Annotated in this window: 23 protein-coding genes; 4 read left to right on the top strand and 19 right to left on the bottom strand. The window is 45.6% G+C overall.

Annotated elements, in window-relative coordinates:
- The first annotated feature begins 29 nt into the window (after positions 1-29).
- Entirely contained in the window at positions 30-1043 is a 1014-nt protein-coding gene (locus N4A56_RS00225) for a methyltransferase dimerization domain-containing protein (RefSeq protein ID WP_295544122.1), read from the top strand.
- A 194-nt stretch (positions 1044-1237) separates the two neighbouring features.
- On the opposite strand, the gene N4A56_RS00230 is transcribed toward N4A56_RS00225, so the two are convergent.
- The 19 genes from N4A56_RS00230 to N4A56_RS00320 all read right to left on the bottom strand — a co-directional run bounded on the left by N4A56_RS00230 (position 1238) and on the right by N4A56_RS00320 (position 19828).
- A complete protein-coding gene (locus tag N4A56_RS00230; protein WP_295544124.1) occupies positions 1238-1663 on the bottom strand; it encodes a DVU_2496 family lipoprotein in 426 nt (141 codons plus the stop codon).
- A gap of 170 nt (positions 1664-1833) precedes the next feature.
- Positions 1834-2448, bottom strand: a complete 615-nt coding sequence (cysC, locus tag N4A56_RS00235; protein WP_295544126.1) for an adenylyl-sulfate kinase — start codon at positions 2446-2448, stop codon at positions 1834-1836.
- A complete protein-coding gene (locus N4A56_RS00240; RefSeq protein ID WP_295544128.1) occupies positions 2432-3544 on the bottom strand; it encodes a glycosyltransferase in 1113 nt (370 codons plus the stop codon). The genes cysC and N4A56_RS00240 overlap by 17 nt, the downstream gene beginning before the upstream one ends.
- A gap of 14 nt (positions 3545-3558) precedes the next feature.
- Positions 3559-4773: a type II secretion system F family protein gene (locus N4A56_RS00245; protein ID WP_295544130.1), complete on the bottom strand. Its 1215-nt coding sequence runs from the start codon at positions 4771-4773 to the stop codon at positions 3559-3561.
- A 20-nt stretch (positions 4774-4793) separates the two neighbouring features.
- The gene (locus N4A56_RS00250; RefSeq protein ID WP_295544132.1) at positions 4794-6680 is read right to left on the bottom strand and encodes a hypothetical protein; all 1887 of its coding nucleotides are present in this window, start codon (positions 6678-6680) and stop codon (positions 4794-4796) included.
- Positions 6681-6721: 41 nt separating this feature from the next.
- Positions 6722-6949, bottom strand: a complete 228-nt coding sequence (locus N4A56_RS14910) for a hypothetical protein (protein ID WP_366519882.1) — start codon at positions 6947-6949, stop codon at positions 6722-6724.
- A gap of 175 nt (positions 6950-7124) precedes the next feature.
- The gene (locus tag N4A56_RS00260; protein WP_295544133.1) at positions 7125-7832 is read right to left on the bottom strand and encodes a glycosyltransferase family 2 protein; all 708 of its coding nucleotides are present in this window, start codon (positions 7830-7832) and stop codon (positions 7125-7127) included.
- The gene (locus N4A56_RS00265; protein WP_295544135.1) at positions 7816-9471 is read right to left on the bottom strand and encodes a hypothetical protein; all 1656 of its coding nucleotides are present in this window, start codon (positions 9469-9471) and stop codon (positions 7816-7818) included. The genes N4A56_RS00260 and N4A56_RS00265 overlap by 17 nt, the downstream gene beginning before the upstream one ends.
- Positions 9462-10439, bottom strand: coding sequence for a tetratricopeptide repeat protein (locus tag N4A56_RS00270; protein WP_295544137.1), 978 nt, complete (start codon positions 10437-10439; stop codon positions 9462-9464). Before N4A56_RS00270 ends, N4A56_RS00265 begins: the two co-directional genes overlap by 10 nt.
- On the bottom strand, positions 10439-10933 hold the full coding sequence (locus N4A56_RS00275) for a prepilin-type N-terminal cleavage/methylation domain-containing protein (protein WP_295544142.1): 495 nt from the start codon (positions 10931-10933) through the stop codon (positions 10439-10441). Before N4A56_RS00275 ends, N4A56_RS00270 begins: the two co-directional genes overlap by 1 nt.
- Positions 10902-11360: a type II secretion system major pseudopilin GspG gene (gene gspG, locus N4A56_RS00280; RefSeq protein ID WP_295544144.1), complete on the bottom strand. Its 459-nt coding sequence runs from the start codon at positions 11358-11360 to the stop codon at positions 10902-10904. The genes N4A56_RS00275 and gspG overlap by 32 nt, the downstream gene beginning before the upstream one ends.
- A 29-nt stretch (positions 11361-11389) precedes the next feature.
- Entirely contained in the window at positions 11390-11929 is a 540-nt protein-coding gene (locus N4A56_RS00285; RefSeq protein WP_295544146.1) for a hypothetical protein, read from the bottom strand.
- A 3-nt stretch (positions 11930-11932) separates the two neighbouring features.
- Positions 11933-13387: a PilN domain-containing protein gene (locus tag N4A56_RS00290; RefSeq protein WP_295544151.1), complete on the bottom strand. Its 1455-nt coding sequence runs from the start codon at positions 13385-13387 to the stop codon at positions 11933-11935.
- A gap of 3 nt (positions 13388-13390) precedes the next feature.
- Positions 13391-14458: a type II secretion system protein GspK gene (locus N4A56_RS00295; RefSeq protein ID WP_295544153.1), complete on the bottom strand. Its 1068-nt coding sequence runs from the start codon at positions 14456-14458 to the stop codon at positions 13391-13393.
- Positions 14439-15014 carry a hypothetical protein gene (locus N4A56_RS00300; protein WP_295544155.1) on the bottom strand — a complete coding sequence of 192 codons (576 nt, stop codon included), beginning with the start codon at positions 15012-15014 and terminating at the stop codon, positions 14439-14441. Before N4A56_RS00300 ends, N4A56_RS00295 begins: the two co-directional genes overlap by 20 nt.
- Positions 15015-15019: 5 nt before the next feature.
- A complete protein-coding gene (locus tag N4A56_RS00305; RefSeq protein WP_293670096.1) occupies positions 15020-15406 on the bottom strand; it encodes a prepilin-type N-terminal cleavage/methylation domain-containing protein in 387 nt (128 codons plus the stop codon).
- Positions 15403-17016: a GspE/PulE family protein gene (locus N4A56_RS00310; RefSeq protein WP_295544157.1), complete on the bottom strand. Its 1614-nt coding sequence runs from the start codon at positions 17014-17016 to the stop codon at positions 15403-15405. Before N4A56_RS00310 ends, N4A56_RS00305 begins: the two co-directional genes overlap by 4 nt.
- A gap of 2 nt (positions 17017-17018) precedes the next feature.
- Positions 17019-18998: a type II secretion system secretin GspD gene (gene gspD, locus N4A56_RS00315; protein ID WP_295544159.1), complete on the bottom strand. Its 1980-nt coding sequence runs from the start codon at positions 18996-18998 to the stop codon at positions 17019-17021.
- Positions 18999-19018: 20 nt separating this feature from the next.
- Complete coding sequence (locus N4A56_RS00320) at positions 19019-19828, bottom strand: type II secretion system protein N (RefSeq protein ID WP_295544162.1); 810 nt, start codon at positions 19826-19828, stop codon at positions 19019-19021.
- 165 nt (positions 19829-19993) lie between these two features.
- On the opposite strand from N4A56_RS00320, the gene N4A56_RS00325 reads away from it, so the two are divergent.
- The 3 genes from N4A56_RS00325 to N4A56_RS00335 all read left to right on the top strand — a co-directional run bounded on the left by N4A56_RS00325 (position 19994) and on the right by N4A56_RS00335 (position 25195).
- Positions 19994-23908: a glycosyltransferase gene (locus N4A56_RS00325; RefSeq protein ID WP_295544164.1), complete on the top strand. Its 3915-nt coding sequence runs from the start codon at positions 19994-19996 to the stop codon at positions 23906-23908.
- 97 nt (positions 23909-24005) lie between these two features.
- Positions 24006-24764, top strand: coding sequence for a sulfotransferase (locus N4A56_RS00330; protein WP_295544166.1), 759 nt, complete (start codon positions 24006-24008; stop codon positions 24762-24764).
- Positions 24765-24841: 77 nt separating this feature from the next.
- Complete coding sequence (locus N4A56_RS00335; protein WP_293670106.1) at positions 24842-25195, top strand: hypothetical protein; 354 nt, start codon at positions 24842-24844, stop codon at positions 25193-25195.
- Positions 25196-25209: the final 14 nt, after the last annotated feature.

Here is a 25209-nt window from a genome sequence, read left to right on the forward strand (position 1 = left end):
GTTTAGCAGCTAAACACTTGGAGAAAGTTATGTCTACTGCAAAACCAAACTTAGACTTTGCACCTATTCGCACCATGCTGGTGGAATCAATTTCGTCAAAAGTGCTGATGAGCGCAGTCGATCTCGCCGTTTTCGATCACTTAGAAAAGCCTTCAACAGCAACAGCTCTTGCGGAAAAATTAGATGCTGTACCAGAGCTGCTGGAAAGCATTCTCGATCTTCTTGTAGCCATCAACCTTCTTAATAAAGTTGACGGAACCTACCAGAATTCACCTATGGCTTCAGAGTTTTTGGTCAGCAAAGCGCCTTTCTATCAAGGCGATCACATGCGACTGACAATGAGTTTTAACGACATTATCGAAAACTCCATTACAAATTTAGTCACTGGGAAAAAAGCGGCTCATACAGATGCTGCAAAGAAGTGGTCTGTTGCTAAAGCTATGGAAGGGTGCGCCCAAAACGCAAAAGGGTGCGGTTTAGCCTCCACAATTGAGTTTATTACCTCTCTGCCTGATTTCAAAAACTTCAAAACAATGTGCGACATCGGCGGCAACCACGGTCTGTATTCTATGGCTGTCCTCGATCAAAACAAAAACATGAACGCCATGCTCTTCGATCTTCCACCAGTGGCAGCGCAAGCGCAGAAACGCTGCAATGAAGCTGGATATGCAGACCGCCTGACAACATATGGTATTGATTTTAAAAAAGACCGCCTTCCAGCAGAACAATTTGATCTCGTTTTCACATCGCACGTTCTCTATGCGTTCAAAAACATGCTCCCTGAGACACTGGGAAAAATTTCAGACGGCTTACATTCCGGCGGCTGGTTCGTGTCACACCATTACACAGGGCGCGAAGAACAAGGGCAGGAAAAAATGAAAGCCTCTCTCGAAGTGCTGACGCGCCTGAGCGGTCACCCTTCACACTTCATTGAAAAAGATGAGTTGGTGGGTTTGCTTGAATCTCTCAATTTTACAGACATCCGCTGCCAGCCTGTCGCAAACGACGGAACAGGACTTATGGTTGCCGCCCGCAAACAATAACTATCCTGCGAGGACAGAAGAGTTCTCCAGCGTAGAAATCCAATCCATACTTAGAATTCCGGTGCGCTATCAGCAGCCCTCTAGCTCACCAAAACAAGAAAGCTGCATGATTTCATGCAGCTTTCTTTATATAACAATTCAGCGTTCCACCACACAAGGTAGAAGCTTGTGCAGTTTTTTCAATTAGGAACTATTTATTGAATACGTTTTTCTACCGGACACGGCTTCTTCAGCCGGTAATCACCTTTTTTCAATTCGTACACGTCGTTTTCCCACTCTGCGTCCAATTGATATATGTGCCACTCAAGCCCTGCCGGAAGAGTACCGTTTTTAAGCAACATGGCTAACCCGTCTTTTGCATTTTCTACGCTCTGATAGACAATACCGCCCCCGTAACTTCCATCCGGTTCTAAAAAAGATTTCGGAAAGATAGGAGGAACATTTCCGGCTGGAATAGGACCGAGCTTCATAATCGGCTTTCCATCAGCCAGCGCCTGATCGTAACTTACTTCACCGACGGTATATACTTCTGAACACATGCCGTAGTGAGGAAGTGCTAAAATAGTAACGAAAAGAAAGAGAACACTTGTGGCTATAGCAGCAATTGTATTGTTTTTCACGATTATCCTTTTATCTACGATATGGTTGTATGCAACATAAGTTCACTTCAGTACATTCCATTGTTATTTTCATAAAATAGGATGCGAGAGTCCTCCTCGCAACATATTTTTTTATAACAACACACTGGTGCACACAAGAATTTTGCGACAAAAAACCTTACAAAACTATGCTACAGTATTGCGCGGGAAAGAATGTATTTTTCTAAACGAGCACAGCTTGTTTCGACTGATTCAAAGACTGTTTCTAGTGTACAATCCGGTGAACGGGGTATTTCAAACGGAGCAGATACACCGGTATAGTCAGTAATTTTTCCAGAGCGAACCGTTGCGTACAGTCCTTTGACATCTCTTTGTTCGCAGAGCTGTAATGAACAAGCAACATAGACTACGTTCGCCTGCGGCAATATAGTCTGCACTATCTCACGATGCGCCTCTGTAGGCGTAATCAGCGAACAGATAGAAATAATACCTCTCTTCGCTGTATTCTCTACTAGTCGCGCTACCCTGTAAATATGCTCTGCACGATCTGCATGTGAAAAACCTAAATCTTGCGAAATAGTTTGTCTGAGTTCATCCCCATCAAACACTTGAACAGCGTGCCCCGCAGATGCCAAGTTACGCGCTGCGGCATGCGCTAATGTTGTTTTTCCTGCACCAGAAAGTCCTGTCATCCAAAACACTGTTGCACTGTAATCAACATGCGTTTCAGGAAAAGCATTACAAAACTGATTACACGCTTGCTGCGTCGGACGATCATGTACATATACCTCAGACAACCCGCTCATAAACCTTCTCGATTTTGTTTGATAATACTCGTAAATCATAATGATGAATTCGCCTGTACCCATTGCTGGAATATTTTTGTCGCAATGAGTCATCCCCCAGCAACATCATCAATTTTTCGGCTAACATTTTCTGTGCTCCCACCGGAAAAAGCTCGCCTATCTCATTTGTGCGTACAAGTTCAGGAAGTCCGGAACCCTGCACATCAGCTGCGAGAACCGGAAGTCCGACACGCATAGCTTCTAGCACAACCATACCGAACGCTTCGTGCCTGTTTTTTGAGGGAACACACAGCACATCTGCTTGATGCAATTGCTGCTGTAAAACAGCATCCGGCACATGCCCTAAAAAATGTACTCTGTGTTGAAGATCGTACTGTTTCACTAGACCTTGTAGCGCTTCTGTCAGCCCTCCTTCACCAACAAAAGAGATCGTAACCTCTTCCGGCAAAAAACGAAGCGCACCGATAGCATCCTCAAACCCTTTATAGGGAACGTGCCGTCCTACACACAGAATTGTTTTAGTACCCGAAGGTAACTCACAAGCCATACGTTTTTTTTCTACGCCACACTTGCCCTGCTCTGTATCAAGCAAAACGCCAAGAGGAATGATCTGAGTCTTATGAGCAAAGGAAACTAGGGGTAAACTCGCTTGTCGGTACGACTCAGAAGTTGCGATGATTACGGAGGCATTTCTAAGCAGCCAACGCTCATATCGACGATACAACCTGTAGCTCATTCGGAACAGCAGTGGGCTTTCGCCGATAACAACATCAGAATGCCAATGAACAATAATTTTCCCCTTCCAGCACTGCAAAAGAGGAAGCGCAAGTAGCGTAGGCATATGCACATGAATCACATCGGGCGAAAATGTTGCAATCAGCCGTGAGAGATCACAAAACATGTATGGCGTTATCGGAACACCTGCCAGCGCGCCTAAACATCGTGTTGGCATCGTCGTTGAGCTGTCGTGTTCACCGGCAGCAAAAACACAAACATCATGCCCCTGCTCCTGTTGTACCTGAGCAAGCTCAAACAGATACCGTTCAATCCCACCAAATGTTGGTGAAGCATATTTTCCTATGTGTAGAATCCGCATAGTATTTATTTTTTCTACTGCAACTGGCTCATATCAAGGATTGGCAGAAAAATAGCCAGAACAACAAAACCAACAATGCTTCCCATAAATAAAATCAGCATCGGCTCAACAAGAGAGAGCGCAGTTGTAAGTGTTCTTCGCAGTTCCGTTTCTGTCCCTCTAGAAATATGGGCAAACATAGAATCCAGTTTACCGCTCTGCTCACCTGCATCTAAAATACGCAGTTCCTGAGCTGAAAAAATATCGTCATGCAGTAACTGAACAAACGACCTGCCTGCTTTCAATCCTTCATCGACCTCACCAAGTTGCGTTTCCAGTACGGCACTGCCCCCTGTTGAAGAAGCAACACGTAACGCCGACAACAGTGGTACACCGCCAAGCAATAACACATGCATAATGCCACTGAACTGTGACACAACCCGCAAACGGTGTGCCTTACCAATCACAGGAACACGCAACAACATGGAATGCACTGCAAGACGAAAGGCTGGTCGCTTCAATCCCAGCTTAAACCCTATGGAGAAAAGGAGAACAGCAGCAGGAATTGTCCAATACCAATGCGTAAACCACTCGCCCACAGCAATTAAAAATGCGGTAGAAGTAGGCAACTGCTTTTGCATGTCCATAAAAATTTCGGAAAGTTGAGGAACAACCACTGCCAGCAAAAACACCACTACCGCTATGCAAAACAGTAACAAAAAACCTGGATACGCCATTGCAGAACGAACCTTTCCATGCAGGTGTACACTACGTTCAGTCTGTTCAGCCAATTTATCAACAACCCCGCTCAAGTTGCCGGATGCCTCGCCAGCTCTGATAGTTGCTATGACGGCATCGGGAAACGCTTTAGTCTGCTCCATGCCTGTTGAAAGAGAACTTCCTTCCTGAACAGAGCTGAGCGCCTGCGCTAGCACTCTTTGAACTGTCGCACTTCCTCCCTGCTCTACCAGCAGAATCAAAACATCTTCCAGCGGCAGACCAGAACCAAGCAGAATGTGCATTCGTTCCAAAATGTCCTGTAATTCTTTTAACGAAAGTGCGCGGCGGGTAATAAACTCTCGTTGCAATAGAGACGGCATAGATTTTTTGGCTTTGGCTTCAGAAACATCCAAAGGAAACAATCCTTGCCGATGAAGCTGTTCAAGCGCCTGCGTTTTTGAATCAGCAGTCAGCGTGCCTTTTTTTGTCTCACCACTTTGGGTAACGGCGGAATATATAAATTTACTCATTCCATTTCACCTTGTTAACTCTACTGAACCTGCCAGACTCCGCCGACACCAACCTTATACACAAGGGGAGAAAAGCCCTGCGCTCTGCCAAATACCAGCAGCCGTCCTGCTAAGCTTGTTGCCATCGCATGCGGCAATAACAGAACTTCGTTTCCCGTCTCTACTGATGCAACACCATCTACCGAAAAGTCTGTAGTGATACTCAGTTCTGCATCACTCCGTGTAATACTCATTGATACAGGAGTAGCTCTTCCATTCACCTGTATTTCTTTTCTGCCATGAAGAGGCATCCCGACCATTCGTACAGTCGGAACAGGAAAGTTCGTCATTATGTTTGATGGTCTGAACCACCATGTCCTTTGGAACAGCCCTTCATCCAGATACAAAAATAACGATTGAGAATTTTCCGGAAACAATTCTGGAATCCAATACCGGACAGACAATCCCTTGGAACGTAGTAATATCTCAGCGTTGTTTCTTCCACGAAGCAGGCTGCTCAACCAATGCAGCCGCTCTTCAAATGCAACGCTGCTATCAGTCAGTGCCTGTTTCGACAACGGAGCAGGAAGACGAAATATGCCATTCACGCCATGTGCTGCAAAAAATCGAATACAATTCCGTGCAGTCACAGCGTCCTGCAAACTTAAAATATACTGCAAAATGCGAATACGAATTGTGTTCTGACGTCCGCCATCGATAAACACCGGAAGCCCTGTCACATAATGCGCAAAGTATCCTGTATCCCACCATGAAAAGAGCATCCCGTCAGTATGCATGTTCCCATAGCCGTCAAGGGCTGAAAGCAACTCTACCTGCGGACGGGAAAACAAATTTGCTTCTGCACGCGCTTGGTGCAGATTCCACACAAATGAGGATAGGAGCAGGCACGCAACGCTGGCTGCTGCCCATTTTTTATCAATCTTAAAATAGTGTAGAAACATCAGCCAAAAACAAGCTGTTCCAAGCCCTGCAATCGGCGTCAAAAATAGTGCAAATCGAGAGTTCACAAAGCATAGTAGACCAAGCGCAAGCCAAGGAAAGACCAATGCAACAAAAGGTCTTCCATAGGTGCTTATGCCGTAAATGCAACCCATACAAACTATACACCATCCCAGCCCGCCGAATGGTGCTAATGCAGAAAATTCATTAAGACTCAGCGGTTGAAGCTCGGCAATTCCCGCCATATTTTCAACGTGCCCAGTTAGTAACAACTGTACGTGCGCTGCCCCCCATTCCCAGACATTCTGGTTCACCAACAGCAAAGCACAACCCAATGCTGCTATCAAAATCCAAACGATGCCGCGCACACGAAGCCAAGGAAGCATGCAACAAATAACGACTGCAACAACAATTGCCGCCATGCCCCATGTCCACCACAAAAGGCATATTGCCCCTACTAGTAAGCACCAGTACTTCCCTCGTGCGCTGAAGGCATTTTTAAGAGCAAGAACAGCACCGCAAACTACAGCCAAACACAAAACAATAATCGGGTCTGTATCAAACCAATTCGGGGCTGAGCGGACATAAAAATAAGGAAAAAATGCACTTACTAAGGCAGCCAGACACGCGACCTTCGCAGAAACAACACGGTGAAAACACCAGCACAGCCCCATAATAGCCGCCCAATAACAGCCTAAAGCAACCAGTGGTGCTACGTCTTGCACGGAAGAAGAAGTAAGGTTTGCGATACCAGCCGTAAGAGCACTCAAAAATGGAGCCTGTAGCCACTCAGCGCTAGAAGTCGCATTATGCGCCAGTTGTCGGGCAAGGCTCAGATAATGATACCCATCTGCCGATAGCTCAGGACCCCTTCCAGTCCCCCACATACTCATAGTGGTCATCAGCGTCGCTCGATGCAACACTCCCATGACGGCAGTTGCAATACAGGTCGTTACAAAAAATTGCATACTCCCTCGCTGGGTATCTCTGTCTAACCACAAACACTGCATTATTTCACCGTGTCGCAATCCTCAGCAGCACCCTTGCACTCAGCATGGTGTACCCCAGTGTTGCCTTCCAATTGCTGCACACGTTCTTCTAATAACGCATATGATTGCGCCAATCTTCTATGCGCTACTTTTTGCTGAGAAAGAGTAACGTCGGCAAAAAAAGCTCTCACGACAACGAGGACAAACGGAGCAAAAACCATCAGCAAGGAAGCTCCGTTAGATGTCATTAATTGTGAACCGCCCTTTCCCGCAGCCACCGAGCACGATGTTATTACAATAAAAACAATCCACCACGAGGCATATCGGGCATGCAATTTTTTTCGGGCTACAAACAGCAGCACAAGCAAAATCAAACAACCAGAAAAAATACTCATGCCCCACGTAGAAAGCATTGCCATACGATTACCGCTCAGTTTTATTTTTAGAGGATAGCGTTACGTCTCCGACAACAAGCACAAACGATTGCAACATGTAGTCTACAAGCGAAAGAAAGCAATCAAACACACGCGATGAGCCGTGTTTTCGTTGTTCAAACGCTACAGAATATTCAGAAACAATCATTCCGGCTTCACGAACAAGACACAGCGGCCCTATGTCCTGATAATCAAACAGGGATATTTTCTCTTCTGCAAACAGTGTTGCAACCTTTCTATTCATAACTCGAAAACCGGACGTTGAATCGCACACAGCGGTGCGTGATACAATCCCGAAGATACGCCGTGTGTATTGCTTCAGCATTCCTCCACGCTCAGGATCGGAAGCAATTACAATATCAGCCTGCTGTCGCTCCTGTTCTTCCAATAGCTGCGGAATATGTCTGGCAGGATGCTGTGCATCACCATCCATACAGACAAATGTTGTCACATCCCGCTCAAGTCCGAAGCGCAGACCTGTTTGTGTCGCGCACCATGCCCCCAGCCGCACCGGAAGCCGGAGCACAATTGCTCCGGCTTTTTTAGCGACAGATGCGGTTGAGTCCTCGCTGGCATCATCCACAACAACAACCTGATACCCGCGTTCGAGCAATGGTGCCAGAACCTCAGGTAATGAGGGTTCTTCGTTATGGGCAGGAATAACGACAAGCAGCCTGTCTTTATGAGGAGCTGCCATTATCAACACCTACAGCCTTTGTGTCTGCTGCATTTTGTCCTGCAACTTTTGCGGTAAGCGTAATCTGTGTAATTTTTGAAGTGTTATCGCGGATTCTGTAATCAAAGCGGATAGTACTGCTACCAGCACTACGTTCCACAGTTTGTGAAGGGGCAAAAACACCTTCTCCAGCAAGAGAAATTTCGCCTTGATCGACGCTGAATGTAACAGGCCAGTCAACCACGTTACCGGATTCAAGGTTCAAGAGAACCTCCAGCGCTGCCGTGCCGCTTTTAAGCAATGCACCATCAAGCGGGTTATCAATACGCAGTGTTAATTTTGGAGCCGGTAAATCATCGCGAGTTAAACTGACAACAAGGTTATGTTCATAGTAAATGGTATCGTCGGTGTATGTTGCAGTCACCGGAACAGGCGTTACCGTTTTGCTTAACATGCTTCCGTCATACGTAAGTGTGTAGCGTCCGCTTGCCGCTTTCGCCAACGTAACACCCTTCATAACGGGAATCTTCACAGACAATTTAGCATCTGCCGGAACTTGTGCACTGCCATCAGACATACGCAGCACATATTGCAAGGTAGAGTTAGAAGTAGACCCAGCTCTAAGGACATTCGGAACAGCACTACCTTCCAGTCGCAAAGGAATGGATTTAAGCGCACGCTCGAATACTTCTTTGGCTATCTTTTTTAACTCCTGCCAGTCATTTTCAGAGAAATGTTTCTCAACAGCACCAGCATATGTTTTCACTTCATGTTCAGCGATGTCCATAACACGCTTAATCTGTTTCTCACGTACTGCGCTATTGTTGGTGTAGGTCTCAATAGAATCTTCAAAAGATGTCACATAACGTTGAAATGCTGTATCATTTAAAGGAGAATCTTTATCTGTACTGCTTATACCATTCTGCTCTAATGTTGTTTTGACAAAAGCATTATTGGCGATAAAAGAAGTTGGTTTTACATTTCGATTAATTTTTCCAATAATCCCATACTGAAGTCCCAATGTAGCAAGGTAAGAGTTAAAACTTTTCTCAGAAACGACTACATTTTCACCAGAAGCTTTTTCTAACACAGCGTTGTATAATTTATATTTCAAGAAATTTTTTCGCTGGTTGGAATCAAAATCCTTAGAATACAATAACGGAGCTGTTTTGATATCTGTTCCAACAAGCTTTTCAGTTAGAGAAAAAGCGTCTTCCATATCTTTCTTTGTTACGTACTTAGAATGAGCAGACGCTTTACCTACGGCAATCCAATATGCAAGGGTTGTTGCGGGAGAAACGGTAATTTTTGCATCTTCTCCAGTATCCATCATCATTCCGTACAGCGCAGCACCTTCTTTCATAGGGGTACGCTTAACTGAACCATCCTCATTAACGATACGCTCAGTACCTTGAGAAACTTTTACAAGATACGGCCCGCCCACTGGCACGGTCACTTCAAATTTACCCAACTCATCCGTCTTGCCAGTCTCAACAATAGTTCCAAACTCAGGTTCAAGAAACTCCACTGTTGAATTTTCAAGAAAAGAAGCACCCGCTACCCCTTGTACTTCCGTACTGCTCTGTCCGCAGCCACTCAGAACAACAAGCAACCCTACTACGATCAACGTGCAGACACGCCGAAGTGAACCTACTGACATACTCCAGACTCCTCGTATAAATCTAACGTACCACAAAGCCCTATATCACAGGCTTCCACAAGCATTTTACAACCGGTCACGGAATCTTCTTCGCGCAGCAGCGCTACGCCCATTGCAGCTTTGGCAGCAGCAAAATCTTTTTTATATCCGATTGCTTTTGAAAACTCTTTTGCAGCTTCCTGATGCTTCCATTGACGAGCATACAGCTGACCCCGATTATAATAAAAAACAGCTTCGGATGGCTGATACAAAATGGCTTCATTCAAATGATCCAATGCATCTGTGTAGCGTTCATTTTGCAGCATCAGTAACGCAAGATTGTTATGGGCGCGTGCAAATTCCGGATTATACCGCAGTGCAGTATTGTAATTTTCTTCTGCTTTTCCCCATAGCTCTAACTTCTGCAATGCCAGACCTTTATTAAAGAAGGCTTCTGCATAGTTGTGTTTTATGGAAATAGCTTTTTCAAATTCTTTTTTAGCAACCATAAATTCTTTTTTTCTATAAAACGCAAGCCCTCTGCCATTGTAGGCTCTGTACATCTTGTCATTTAACGAAAGCGCTTTAGAAAAATCTGCAATTGCTGCATCAAGGCTATCTTTTTGTAATAATGAATAGCCCCGATTATAATAAAATTCTGGAACATCCGGTGCTTTCACTATTGCTGTTGAAAGATATCTTTTGCCTTCGTCATATTTTCCTGCCGCAACAGCCAGTGTTCCACGCATTCCATAGTCACCGGCGTTCGCAAGATTCATAGAAATAAGTTTATCAAGCATCTGTTGTGCCTGATCTGTAGCACCACGCTTAATAGCTCGTGCAGCTTGTTCACGAATAACTGATGCTTCCGGCAACACAGGAGTTGTCTTTTTTATTGAACGCTGGGCACAGCCAGTCAGTGTTAACGCTACGCACAGCAGGAGAAGAAACCGCGTTCTACCCGCCATGTATCTCATCATCGTATTCATTATTTCCCTCTGTTTTGCTGTGCACCGCGATGTACTGTTGTTTTTCCCCGAAACGCCTGAATATGCACTGTCCGCGTTTCCTGACCATCACTTAGAACCATGGAAGCCTCTTCAATAATTCCCGCTGGCTTAATCACCAGCTCAACAGTGCCGGACTTCATGGTTTTGTCTGCTTTCTGCACATGAAGGATAGAAGCGGAAGAAAAACGAATGCTAGAAAGCACCTCTTCTGCTGCTACAAGCTCTATCTTTCCAGTGCGAATATATACTTTTATACGAAGGTGCTTCCGATCTCTTCTTGCCGAGTCCACACCCTTCTCAATAAATCGGGAGCACGTTGCAATATCGTGATCTAGCGATGAAGCACGAAGAGTTTCCCACACACGCGGCGCAGCAACCGTTGCCAGAATAACCAACAAAACAAGAGCGACGACTGTTTCCAGTAGCGTCATCCCTGCTTCACTATTTGGTTTCCCAACTGTTGATATCTGCATCAGTGTCTTCTCCTCCAGCCTCACTGTCTGCACCGTAGCTGGTAATATCGTAAGCACCGTGTTTTCCGGGTGCGGTATACACGTATTCGGTATCCCATGGATCTTTCGGCAGGCGGGCTACATATCCGCCAGTGCGATAATTTACAGCCTCACGACCAAAATTCGGCTTTGCAACAAGCGCTTCGAGTCCTTGTTCCGTTGTCGGGTAAAAGCCGTTGTCCATTCTGAATGATTCAAGCCCCACACTCAGTTGCTCCATTTGCAAACGCGCTTTCACAACCCGAGCCTTATGCGGTTCATCCATAATTTTAGGAACCACTAGCCCCGCAAGAATGCCTAGAATCACAATTACGATCATTAATTCCATCAGGGTAAACCCGCTATCAGCAGCAATGCGGGGTGAAATTCTTTTCGTCTCTGTTTTCATACAATTCCTTCCAAGTTCTTCTGAAACGACTAAGACGGAGCTATAAGCAAATTCACAGTCAGCCCGTTCTTTTGTTTTCCTATCTGCGCTTGCTCTATTGCCACATTTCTCATTGCGTGTTCTATGCGGAAAAGTAGCCGCACGACTTCAAATGTCTTTAAAGAATGAACAGAAAGACGTACTCGCTCCTGACCATTCGATGGTTCCGCTTGGATAGCATTGACTCTTCGGGTCAGTTGAAGATTCTTCGTCAATTCTTCCAGTTGCGAAAAAAGCGTGACACCATTTTTTCGTGGTTTACTGCGCTCTTCTTTGGTCACACCATTTGCGGATAAAAGACTTTGGTACGTAGCAACCAATTGCTGAACTTTGGTGAATTGCGCCTGTGCCTCTTCGTATTTCGCAGACAGTGAACTATACCCAAGCACACCGGCGATGAGCGCAGTAAGTAAACCTGCTGCAATGACACCTATTTTCCGGTTTTCACGCACTTTCGTATATGCAGCTATAAGTGTCTGCCGTGCTACAAGCACATTTTTCTCAATATATTTCTGTATATTTTGGCGCATACACTACTCACTCATGGAAAGCGCTATGGTAAACTCCACAGCATTTTTCTTAACCGCCCGTCGTGCGATAACCACATCTGAAAAAATATTTTGTTGCTTCAAAGCCGTTACAAACACATCTACTTTTGAAGAGTCCTTTGTTCTGCCTGACAATTCAAAACCTTTTGCGGTCTTAACAAATCGAGTTAGCGAACTCTTGGCAGGCAGCTTTGCAGAAACAACCTCGAACACACTCAAAAGGCTGTGCCCCTGAGTACTCGCCATTGCTTTAAGCTCAGTTATTTCTGATTTGATGATTCGTATTTTTTGAGAACGGCTTGCTTTTTTGTAACGCTGAGCAACCGCGTTATGGATAAGCTCTTCTGTCTTCGATTCATAATATGAGGTGGCACGATACAATTTCACAGCGTGTGCAGATACGAGAAGCAGCAGGCTTACGCCCAGCAAACCAACACTCAGCAGCATTATTTTGGGAGAAACTGTACCCTTCTTGGCTGTTGATTCTTTTTTCTGCTTCACACCAACTGAGGCAACGTTCTTTTGACGCGACGGAAGAAGAGGAGAATTAAGGCATGCACCTACCAACACGCGGCGCTGCCCATCAGTCACACCCTCCGGTAGAACATCAACCATTTTTCGGTATAACGCTTCAGCAACAGGAATAAAGGTCGGCTGAACTAGCGGGAGCAAGGAAGCCGGGGGAGCTGTATTGGCTTCTACGCCGTCATCTGTCATTTTTTGATGCGCAAGGGGTGTAATTCCAACCTGCTTGAGCCGATAGAGACACCTCATGAGCAGTTGATATTCATTTCCATCATTGGCGCTTTGCTGCTGAACATACACTGGCACTGTCCCCTGCAAACCGACCAACATTTCATCATGAGGCATAGTCAGCACAGCAGGAAAATGCTCTTTTATAGCAGCCAGAGAGCGACAAAACGCAGACACTGGTGAATCAAAACCTGTTACTGCAATACCGTGTTCACCAAAAATTTTTTCCACAAGTTCGAGATGCTCTGAACTGCTTGCAACCACGCCATAACTGAACAACCTATCCGCCCTGCGCCCCAGAGATACTGACTGAATCCGTAATGCGCCTTGCAGTGCCGGAATTTTTCTATCTATGTCATTCGCAAGCACTCGTTTTGCATTGCGACCACTTTTTACAGGGATAGCGCTGTACGAATGCAGCACTGTGTGTTGAGGACAAATAATAACGCAGCGCGGGCGGACTATCTCATGCTTCTGACAAAAACTGCGAACCTCTTTTGCAAGCCCTTCAACATCATCAGAAGAAGTTGCGGACAACACAGCACATGCTACAGCACTGTACTCATCATTGCCGCCGAAGGTCTTTTGGGGCAACAAACTGACGAGCTGCTGTCGTATATTCCCAGTCCTTTTCTTCTCAACAGCAAAAAGAACTGGAGTTACGTTTGAACAATCAACAACAAGCATTCGTTACCCTTTCTTTATACTCTTTTTCATCAGTTCAGCTTCACTTTGAACCCAATGCCCGCTCTTATCGAGTTCTCCAACAGGAAACGCATCTACAAATTTGACAGCCACCTTTGTGCCGCTTCGCTCAACATACACCCGTCTGGTCACAGAAACTGACGGCATTCCAATTACGACATCAATAAAAAACACGCTGCTTTTGCAACTTCCCATGGCTGACAACGTTGATTGAGCAGACTTCGGATACGTGCTTTTAATGTACCATTGCCCACTCAGCTTTGCCTGTTCGTCGTTCTGCTTTGCAGCAACATCCTTGGCAAAATCCTGTCCAGCGGCATCATCCACAAACAGAGAACGAAGCAATACGCTAGTTGCAGTATTAATATTGACTTTCGTTCTCATATGCGTGGTAAAAAAAAAGCCGAACGGCTGCGAAGTCACTACCGGATAAAATGGCGTTCCTTTCATCGCGGCGTAGACTTCACTCATAGAAACAAATGCACGGTTTACTGGTCGCGCATCTGAAATTGTTGATGCATACGCCTCTGTTTCCACGCGCCCCCATCTGGCTTCTACCGTGTCGCCATCGATCCAGTCTTTTATCCGCCATAGTAGCACCATTTGATTTTCTTTTGAAATAGTCGGAAAAACATGGTGCAGCATTCGTAAAAAAATCTGTGCAGCCTCATCATGCTCACTGGTTATAGAGCCAAGGCTGTTCAGGTTAAACCGCGAGCTAGCATCCAAAATTCTTGCAGAAACAGTCATCCCGTCCACCTGATGTTGCAGACTTTGCATTGCAGCTGAAAAACGATTCCAAGGTTCCTGAAATGTGTCTATTTCTGCATCATCTTGAGACAACATGACCAGCCCCGTTGCAATAACCGATTGTGCAGCAAGTTCTGCTTGCTCTTTCTGCAATAACGCGCTGGCGGTTATGGTATTTCTTGCCGATACCCTGACTAAACTGACGGCTGTGATTGACAACACTGCAACCATTGCAAGTATCAAAATAAGAACCGCACCCCGCTCACCGGAATTGGAGCCGAAGTTATGCTCCGCTGTCTGCATTTTTCATCTCCGGCACTGCATATGAGTACGAGACTGCTTTCGACACAGAACTCTTTTGCTCTCTGCCCCTTACTGCGAGCGACACTTGCATAATCGACAACGCAGGAACATCGGTAAACTTCAGACTGCGAACATCACCCACAAGCAACAAGGATTCCCAGTCATATGTCTGAGATGTTCTGAACGCCCGTGATATGCGAAGTAGCTGACGCTGCCTGTTCCCTGCCACCTCATGCGACCGCAATACATACTTCACTTGTTGAATTGCTGAATAATCGTCTTCAAGAGGATTCGCTGTGGTGCATAACTGCAAAACAACATCTTCATTACCACCAGACCGCACAACACTGCTTTTAAGCTTGCAATCCTCATGTCCTGTATATGCCAGCAACAAATCTTCAGATATAATATCAAGCACATGCCTCGTCACATCATCAATCCCAGCCCGCTTGGTAAGGATATCCGAACCGGATATGGATGTGCGATATGAGCCAACAGCTGCAACGATAAGGATTGCACAAATCATCAATGAAACAAGCTGCTCCAGTAATGTCATCGTAACTAAAACCTGCTATCAGTTGCGGGCAAAGCTGGACGCCACATGGTCAAAGATTGCTGATGTCCTGTTGCCAGCTTGTACTTCATTGAAAAAACTTCCACCGCTGTGATATCTGCCAGCTGGATTGGTGTAATCTTCAACTGCCATTCAACAGCACCATCCATTGTCGAAATACTGCCTTTTTTTACAGGCTGCTGTGTGCTGTGTATAAATTCTTGTAGCATGGCAGACATAACACGTTGTGATTCTTCCATATGTCGTACAGTCACAACGGATTGACCTGCATTGTGCGTACTCCTGAGAGCTGCTGTGCCTAGCACTCCCATGATAACCACGCCAATAAGCGCTTCCAAAAGAGAAAATCCATCTTCCTTGCGCGCTCGAATCATATTCGTGACACCCGTAAAATTTCTTCAGGAGTTGTCACACCAGCTAACGCTTTTTCTGCACCACTCTGCTGTAAACTGCACATACCGCCAGCTTCTGCGCTCTTACGCAAAAGGGCAGCATCAGCACAGGCAAGAATTTGCGTTTGCACCTGTGGATCAACCTGCATTATTTCCCCGATTGCGCAACGCCCTTTGTACCCTGTGCTTGAACAGGCAGCACATCCGCACGCTTTGCCGACAGAGCTATGTTCTGCAAGACCAAGCTCACGGGCTTCCTCACTCGCGACAGGTTCCATACCTCCGCACTCTGGGCACAACCGACGCACAAGTCGTTGGGAAATAACCCCACGCAAAACAGACGAAAGCAAATACGGCTCAACGCCCATATCAAGAAGACGTGTGACAGCACCGGGAGCATCATTTGTATGCAAGGTAGAAAGCACCAAGTGCCCTGTCATTGCGGCTTGAACCGCAATTTCTGCCGTTTCTTTATCACGAATTTCACCAATGAGAATGACATCGGGGTCCTGACGAAGCAACGTGCGCAAGCCGTTGGCAAAGGTAAGTCCTTTCTTCAAATCAACCTGCGTTTGTCCGACGCCGTTCAACTGATATTCTACCGGATCTTCAATGGTCAGAATGTTCCGGTTTGATGAATTCATTTCCCGCAGCAGTGCATACAGTGTTGTCGTTTTACCGCTACCAGTCGGTCCCGTCATGAGAACAATACCGTTTGCGGAAGACGCAAATCGTCGTAACGCTGTCACCTCATGTTCCACAAAACCGATCTGCTCCAGACTCAACATTTCCGAGGACTTTTCGAGCAAACGCAGCACAACACGTTCCCCGAAAGCTGTAGGAAGTGTGGACACACGCAAATCAACCTCTCGTCCACCAAGCACTAAAGCAATACGACCATCCTGCGGCATTCTTTTTTCCGCAATATCAAGGCTTGCCATGATCTTTACGCGCGAAACAAGCGGTGCATGCACAGCCCTTGGAAACGAAAGACGATCATACAACACACCATCAAGACGAAAACGTATTCGCAACTCATCCCTGTACGGCTCGATATGAATGTCACTTGCATCTGCTTGAACTGCTTGAGCTAAAATGCTGTTTACCGCCTTAATGAAAGGCGCCTCACTTGTATCTACAAGCAGTTCATTCACTGCAATATTCGTATCGAAATCGTCAGAAACCTCATTATGCAGATCTGTCAAAATGCTTTCGTCTTCTTTATGCTGCGCTGTTAATGTCTTGTTAAGCAGCTCTTCCACTAAAGAAAGCGAAGCAAACATAGGTGTGACATCTTCGCCCAGTATGAAACTGGAGTTTGCTGCATACTCAAGCACTGCCGGAGTACTTCCCAGCAGCACTAAGGTCTTCTCCACATACAACGGAACAGCGTTCACTGTTCGCAGATACGAAAGCTTCAGCGTTTCAGCAACATCAACAGCCAATGTGGCTGACGCTGTTGTTTCAAGAACTTTCACCCCGAAAAATGATGCCCATTCAGGCATCAGCGATGCATCCTCCCATACTGCCAAACCGGAGTGTGCATGCAATTCTGAGTGCCCAGCATGTTCTTTAAACAGATGCTCAGGCATGGCTATTTCTCTTCTCCATCCGAAGACATCAAGGTCACAGAAGGCAGTTGAGGTACATCAGCACAAGGCGCAAGCAAAATAGGTTCCGGCATTCCGGATTTTCCTAGTCTGGCTTCTTCGAGATACTGCCGTTTCAGGTTATAAATATCCCGCATCTGCTCTTCTGTAGTAATAATGCGTGGATGCAGAAACAACATGAGGTTTGTTTTTTTGTTAGAATCTGAAGTTCGCTTAAACAGATGCCCAAGCACAGGAATATCTGAAAGGAAAGGGACACCATTTTCGCCGTCTTCTTTTTCTTTACTCAAAAGACCTGCAAGAACCACTGTGTCGCCGTCCTGAATCTGCACAGTTGTATCAAGTTCACGACGCTGAGTTTTTGGTGCAAGCAGAACCTGACCATCTGATTCAACAGAAGACTGTATAATTCTACTTACTTCTTGGTGAATTTTCAGACGCACCTTACCACCCTCAGAAATCTGCGGGAGAATCTCTAAAACAAAACCAACGTCTTTGTACTGAAAACTTTGTGATGCGTCAGAGGTACTTGTTCCAAGTGTAAGCTTGGTACTAAATGGAATATTTTCGGCAACAACAACTTTGGCTTTTTCATTATCCATCGTCATCAACTGCGGGGTAGCCAGAACTGTATAGTCAGAACTGGTCTGCGAAAGGTTAATAAGCGACTGGAGACTGCCGAATTCTAATCCACCCAATTTTAATGGAAATGTCACAAGTCCTGCCGTCAACCCGGCAGGAAGCTGGAAGATTTTACGACTATCGTCACCTTCCGAAGCAGGAACCTTAGATATCCCAAGATTCGTACCGCCAAAAACGATAGAGCGTTGTCCTGCAACATCCAGCTCTTTGCCAAACCCCCAGTTAACACCATAGCTGATACCGGCATTTGATGTTGTTTCCAGAACAATTGCCTCAACATAAACCTGTCTGCGTTTGATATCGAGTTTGCAAACAACATCCTGTAACACTGCAAAATCTTCTGCTGATGCTGAGATAAGCAGGCTGTTTGTAGCTTTATCTGCAACAACCCGAAGTTCACCGGAAACAAAACCGTTAGTATTCCGCTTTCCAGCATTTTTGCGTTGTACTAAATCTGTAAGGACCTTTGCGACGTCCTCTGCTTTAGCGTTTCGCAAAGCGATATGACGAAATCCACCTCGTCCTCGAGCTGTTGGTCTATCAAAAGCCTTCACAACTTCGACAACCATTCCCACTTGCTCAACAGGTGCAGAAATTACAACGCTGTTACTTCTAGTGTCTGCTTCAATCGAAACATCAATTCCCCGTTTGCCCAGCTTTTTAAGTTTTCTGTTCAAAACTTTAAGAGACTTTGTTGCAACTTCACTTGCAGCGCCATGCCGCAGCACCAGCGTATGAACCCCCATCTTGATATCGCGGTCGATATTTTCGATGATCTTTAATAGCCTTCTGACGTTAGATTGATAATCCGTGATAATGAGCAAGTTAGTTGCAGCATGAACAGCCAGTGAGCCTTGCGGAGAAGTTAATCCTTTAAGCGACGCAGCAGCACGCTCTGCTCCGGTATGTTCCAACGCAACAATATGCGTAATAACTCTATCAGTAACTCCTGTAGAGATGCGTTTGCCGCTCGACATACCTAATTCTCGTCCCTTAGCAGTTTGCGCAGGAACAATTTTAAGAACATGTCCGCTGGAAACAATGGTGTAGCCATGCACTTCCAGCACAGATTGAAAAATTTTATATACTTCAGCAGAACCGACAGCCTGTGAGGAATAAATGGTCGCCCGCCCTTTTACACGCGGATCAACGACAAAAGTTTTTCCGGTAACCGCACTGATTACCTTAACCATTTTGCGTAATTCAACGTCTTGAAAATTTAATTGAACAGGCTTCCCTGCTCCGTAGGCTACATTCCCCATCAGCAACATGCCGATAACAAACAGAATGCACCCTGTGTGTCTGACCAGATTCCCCAGCATGACTCTCCCCTAAAAAGCACCTAGTATATTGCAAGCTCAAGCGTTCTTTTGGCAGTTCCGCGAAGCAGCGTGATAGTTACCTTCTGTCTATTCAGCATAGAGCGCAAATTGGCTACACCGCCCCGCATAGAAAAAGGCTTGCCGTTAGCTGTAAGCAGCAAGTCTCCTTTTTTTAGCCCTGATTTCTCTAACAATCCACTTGGGTTAATATTCTTAATGAAAACACCCGAAAGCCCTTTTCGCTTACCGGGGAGCAGCACTATCTCTCGTGCTAAGGAATCAGGACTGCCAAGCACTTTCATGATTGCAGCTTTATTGATGGAACCGGACAAACGCGCAGTATTAGCGACCGCACCTGCCGCTTTTTTACTTTTTCCAGCTTGTGCAGCCAGAGCTTCCGGATCCATTGCAAGAACTTCCAATGTGTTATTTCGACGCAAGACAACCGCTTTATCACGAATCTCTACAAGGCGAGCACCAAAGGCTATATCCCCTTTTGAAAACACGCCTTGCATACCGCCTTTCTTTTCTATGATTGCCATTCCGCCAGTCGCATCTTGCGAAGCAATAGTGCCCACTAACCTATATAGTTTTGATACGCGGGGTAAGTTAGCTATTGCCTTTTTTTTATTGGGCGACATCAACGCAAACGGGTTACGTTTTACGATACCGGAATATGACGCCAAGCTTCTGGCAGGCTTTGTAGAAACGTTCTGGATGTTTTGTCTGTGAATGTTCTGCTCCGGCATCCGCAATGCAATAAGCGCACTTACCAATAGTAACGCCGCGCCTAGCACACTGCTCCAAAGCATAATTGTATCTTTTTTCATTTAAGACTCGATATTGAAAGTCGTTCTCAAATTGGGTCTACTAATAGCCTTTTCTCCGAGCTGTCAAGAAATCTTTACGTAAAAGCAACTTTTCTCGAACACTGTTCATTTGATTATGATTTTCATTTGCATTCATAAAAGAAATCTGGCATCAGTGCCCGTATCATGTCTGCGTTAAATACAATCACAGCCCCTAACTCCCCAATCATCATATGTATTGGCGGGATGCATAGAAACGGAACAAGCACAGTTACCAAGGCTCTTTCTACACTTGGGGTTGCGCTTGGAGACTCACTTATGCCTGCGGACTCCGGCAACCCGACCGGATATTGGGAGCACACAGAAGCTGTTGCCATCAATGAAGCAGTCTTGCAGTGGTTGCAGATACAATGGGATTCTCCGCTTATTGCTTCAAAAACAACAACTGCACTTCCAGAATCATTGCGTAAACGCGGCATTGATTTCATACAGCAACAGACGTCTTCTGTACCTTTTGCATTTAAAGACCCGCGTACTTCGCGACTGCTTCCTTTTTGGCAAACCGTAATACAAGAGCACAAAGAACGGATTGACGCACGCTATGTGATTACCTTGCGCAATCCACTAGATTCTGCACGATCTTTGGCACGAAGAAACGGTATTCCAGTTATTAAAGGGCTGGCGTTATGGATTGAGCATATGCTCAGCATGGCTGCAACAGTAGATTGGAACAACACCATTGTTGTAGAATATGAAACGTTATTGCAGCATCCTCACAACACACTGTACAAGTTACACGATGACCTTGTTGCCTTGAACGTATTGCAACATAGCGCAACAAATACAGCTCAAGAAACAAATATCGAAGATGGGATTGAGGACTTCGTCACAAATTTTCTGGATGTAAAGAAATGCCTTTCCATTTCAGAACGCTCAGAACTTGAAGAATATTCTGCGCAGCTACCGCTGCTTCTTCCTTTGTATGACGCCTTGCAGCATGCAACGAGAGAACCTGTATCAGCTGTTACGCAAAGCTGGTTTGCAACCTGCTGGGAGTCCTATGGGTTAGGTAGCATTCTTTCGAACACATTCTCTGAGGCATCAGCATGTGAGGCTAAAAGCGCTCTTGCCTGCGAAGCTGAAAGGAACTCTTCATGCTGTTTATCAACAAAATCCTTCTGTCTGCAATTGTACTATGACAGCGGCTCTGGATTTAATGAACACGAAAAGCTGCATCAGATGGTGCCGCACGGCGCTGTAAAAACGACGTTTGAACTTCCGCAAAAACAAGTCACCCGTATTCGTCTAGATACCGGTGATACGCCGTGTGTTTGTCATCTCGACTATGCAGCAGAGCGCAATGACACCACATCAACACAAATTTTTCCCAAAAGGCACAGCGCGTTATCTGAACAAGATTCAGTGTTTTTATTTCAAGAAGACCCTCAGATAGAGTTCACACTCACCCCTGACGCCACCGCTGTAGACATTACCCTTGAATACATTGAGCTACCTGCTACAGGTGCTGGTACAAACCACTATAACGCGCTCATCGCGCAACTTCTGCAAGCAGTTGCGCCACAAAAACAAAAGACGCACGCAGTAGAAAAAAAAGCTCATCAACTCACAACACAGATTGACGAACTTTCTGTGGAAAACAAGCAGCACCGTGCCACCATAGCCAACCTGACAATGCAGCTTGAAGAGTCTCAGGCAATACACGAACGCAACGCAGCACATCTTGCCCAAAAATATGAAGGCAAGCTTAAGGCACTTCAGCAGCATATTTCAAAGATAGAAAAAGACCTTACAGAGCAGGCGACCTACACAGCGCATCAACGGTCATACTTGGAAAACGCGACACAATCCGCAGTTGGATTGCGTGGAACAGTGCAACAAATTCGACATGAAAATGAATCACTCCGGTTTGCACTGGATGAAATACGAAACAGTATTACATGGCGCACTGCACGCTTTTTTCTTCAACCAATTGAACATATGGGATGGTTCAAAAAGCTTCATAACGTTTTAAAATCACCCAAGCGAACCAACAATACGGTAGATATTGCATTGCCGCACACTGCCCCTGTGATTCCAGAACGAATGGAGCACCCGCTGTGTATTGTTATTCCGGTATACAACGGCGTTACGGCTCTTGAAAATTGTTTCAACAGCCTTATGAGCAGCTATCCAGCACCAGAAAAAAACGTGCAGTTTCTTATTATTAACGATGCTTCACCAGATCCGGCTGTTGAAAATCTATTCGCAATGCACGCCTTTTGTGCTCGTCCCGATGTCACTATCACTGCCAATAGAAAGAACCTCGGCTTTACAGGAACCGCGAACCGCGGGATCACGATGGCTGAAAAACAGGATGTTGTTCTGCTGAACTCAGATACTGAAATCTGGGCACGAAGCTTTCATGTCCTGCAACATACTGCCTATCGAAACAGCCAGATTGCTTCTGTTACTCCTTTTACCAACAGAGGCAGCATTGCCAGCCTGCTGAACTGGCCTGACGGTTCCGACACGATCTTCCAAGTGCCCGTACGTGATCTCACCGCCATTGTGGAACAGACAGCCATTGCGACTCCAGTTCAATCTGTGCCTACAGGTGTGGGCTTTTGCATGTACATAAAGCGCTCGGCACTGAATAAAGTCGGCATGCTGGATGAAAAAACATTCGGCAAAGGCTACGGGGAAGAAAATGACTGGTCACAGCGTGCCATAAAAAAAGGATTTCACCATGTAATTTGCACAGAAACGTATGTGCATCATGCTGAAACGCAATCCTTCACGTCTGAAGAAAAAAAACAGGCACTTACCAACAATCTCGCAAAGCTTAACAAGAAGCATCGTGGATATTCAGCACAGGTAGAGCGGTATATTCACAGTAACGCGCTGGATACAGAGCGCAATGTTCTTCTCTGGAATATTTTAGGACGCAGCAAACATTACGCACAACGTAAAACAATTTTGCACGTACTGCATAAGTCTCCCATGAATCATCTTGGAGGCACAGAGTTGCATGTGCGAACTCTGACAGCAACGCAGCTTGAGCACGGCAATATTGAAGCACTCTGGCTTACTCCAGACGTTGACGGACTACGCCTCAATCTCATTGTACCGCCGTTTGAATCAGTTTTTTCGATGCCGATACCAAAACAGCTTATCGACTACATGCTGCCATCAATTTTGCAGCGTGCTGACCTTGTGCATATACACCATTTGGAAGGATTTACAGAGAGTACAATGGCTGCTCTTACTGACTGGACAGATTGCCCCAAGGTCTTCACCGTGCACGATTTCAATTGTGTATGTCCTTCCTGGAACCTTCTGCGGGATGGAGAATACTGCGCAAGTCAATCAATAGCAGAGTGTACTGGCTGCGAGCATGAACACGGTATGTTCGCACACAGAGTGCAATACGCTCGATTGTTTACTACATGCGAAACAGTCATCACGCCGTCTGACTCCACTGCACAGATCATACAACGCATTTTTAAAGACGAAGTACAAAACCTTTCAGAAAAGCTGACAACGCACTCGCACATGCTGCCAATCCCTGTATCGGAACCCAAAGAGTCCCGCAGCGAATCGCCGCGAGTCGTTTTTCTCGGGGGACTTACAGAAGCCAAAGGAAGCAAGCTTGTTCTGAAATCCTTTGAGCAACTTTCATCGTTGGGATTTGTCTGTGAAGTTTGGGGAGAGTCCAACTTTACCCTACCGAACGGTGTCATCTTGCGGCGCTATTTTTCACGCGAAGAACTACACGCTATGTCTCAACAGTATCCGGCAGATATTGTATGTATTCCATCTATTTGGCCGGAAACATTCTGCTACACAGCATACGAAGCTTTATGCATTCTTAAGGCTCCTATTATTTGCGGCCCCCACGGAAATCCAGCTGACATAGTGAAAGCGCACAACGTAGGTGCAGTGATGAACAATTGCACGTCTTCTGAACTCACAGAAAAGATAACGTATGTTACAAATAATCACGCCGAGTACCAGCAAGCTGTGAACTCATTTATACCGGAAATGCTCACTAAAAATTATGCACAACAATACTGCAATGTTTTTACACAACTTTTTTCATAGCCCGCACCGTAGTGGCAAGTTTGCACAGCATGTACCTGATTCATCCAATACTCAGGGGGTGCTCAATTCCACAGTAGCGAATACAGAAAGAGCAACTGTGTCCTACGGAACGGAGAGTACACCATTCTTTCTTGTTGGATGTGTGCGCTCAGGAACAACGCTTCTGCGGGATATTCTGCGAATGCACCCCCGTTTAGAGGGAGCAGAAGAATCACACTTTTTCAGATGGTCAGACCCGTTTGCAACGCCGCGGTACACAGCGCTGTACAAAAATAACGGTGATTTAAAAGAAAGCAGACGGTTAGATCAAATCACTGAAGAAGAATTTTTTTCTATCTTTACTTCTGCGCAAAATCGTAAAGAACTACAAGACGCCTATTGCAAGCTATACCTTGCAAAACAAAGGAATCCTTCGGGGCGCTGGTTCGATAAAACACCACAGAATATTTACGGATTATTCTTATTGAAAGAAGCATATCCAGAAGCGACGTTTGTTCATATTCACCGAAATCCGCTTAATGTTGCTGCGAGTTTGCGTAAAGGCGTGGTCATGCCCTCAATGACGCTGACAGCAGCAATAAATTACTGGAACGACAGCTACATAATGATGCGTGACTTTTCAAAGCTGTATCCGGAATCTGTTTATACGATCCCATATCTTCAGCTTACAACATATCCGCAGCAGACACTTTCCGGCTTGCTGCATCATGTTCATGAAGATCCTGACAAGCTCACCATTCCAGAAGGCTATGTATATGCGGAACGCAATGCATACACTAAATCCTTGTTACCAAGTGAACAGCAGTACATTCAAACCGCATGTGCCAACGGAATGCACGCGCTAGGATATGTATAGCTATGCACTGAAAATGAATTTCGTTTTTATCCCTTTATCCATCTGATAACTCTACAACACTATCTAAGGAGAATTTCATGAAACGTGGAATGATACGTCTTACTGCTGCACTGGCAGTATGCACAGCACTACTTTTCACATCGCTCAGTCCTGCTTTTGCCGCAGGCGACGTTAATGCCAAATGGGGCTGGCACACAGCTAGCGTGGAAGAGGTTGGTATTACAGGCCCTGACAACTGGTTTGCGGTTCTCAAATCAGATTCCGGCACAACAACACGAGTAACGTTTGTTCAGGCAAGTATTCGTAAAGAACTGCTCGCAGTAGCCCTCACTGCCAAATCTTCCGGCATGAAAGTAAAAGGGTACTATCAAGATACTGGCGCTACCGGTAACAAAACCGTTGGCTGCAAAGGTCTTTACATCACTAAATAATACAACGGTGCACT

This window comes from Halodesulfovibrio sp. (assembly GCF_025210605.1).
Lineage (GTDB): Bacteria > Desulfobacterota > Desulfovibrionia > Desulfovibrionales > Desulfovibrionaceae > Halodesulfovibrio.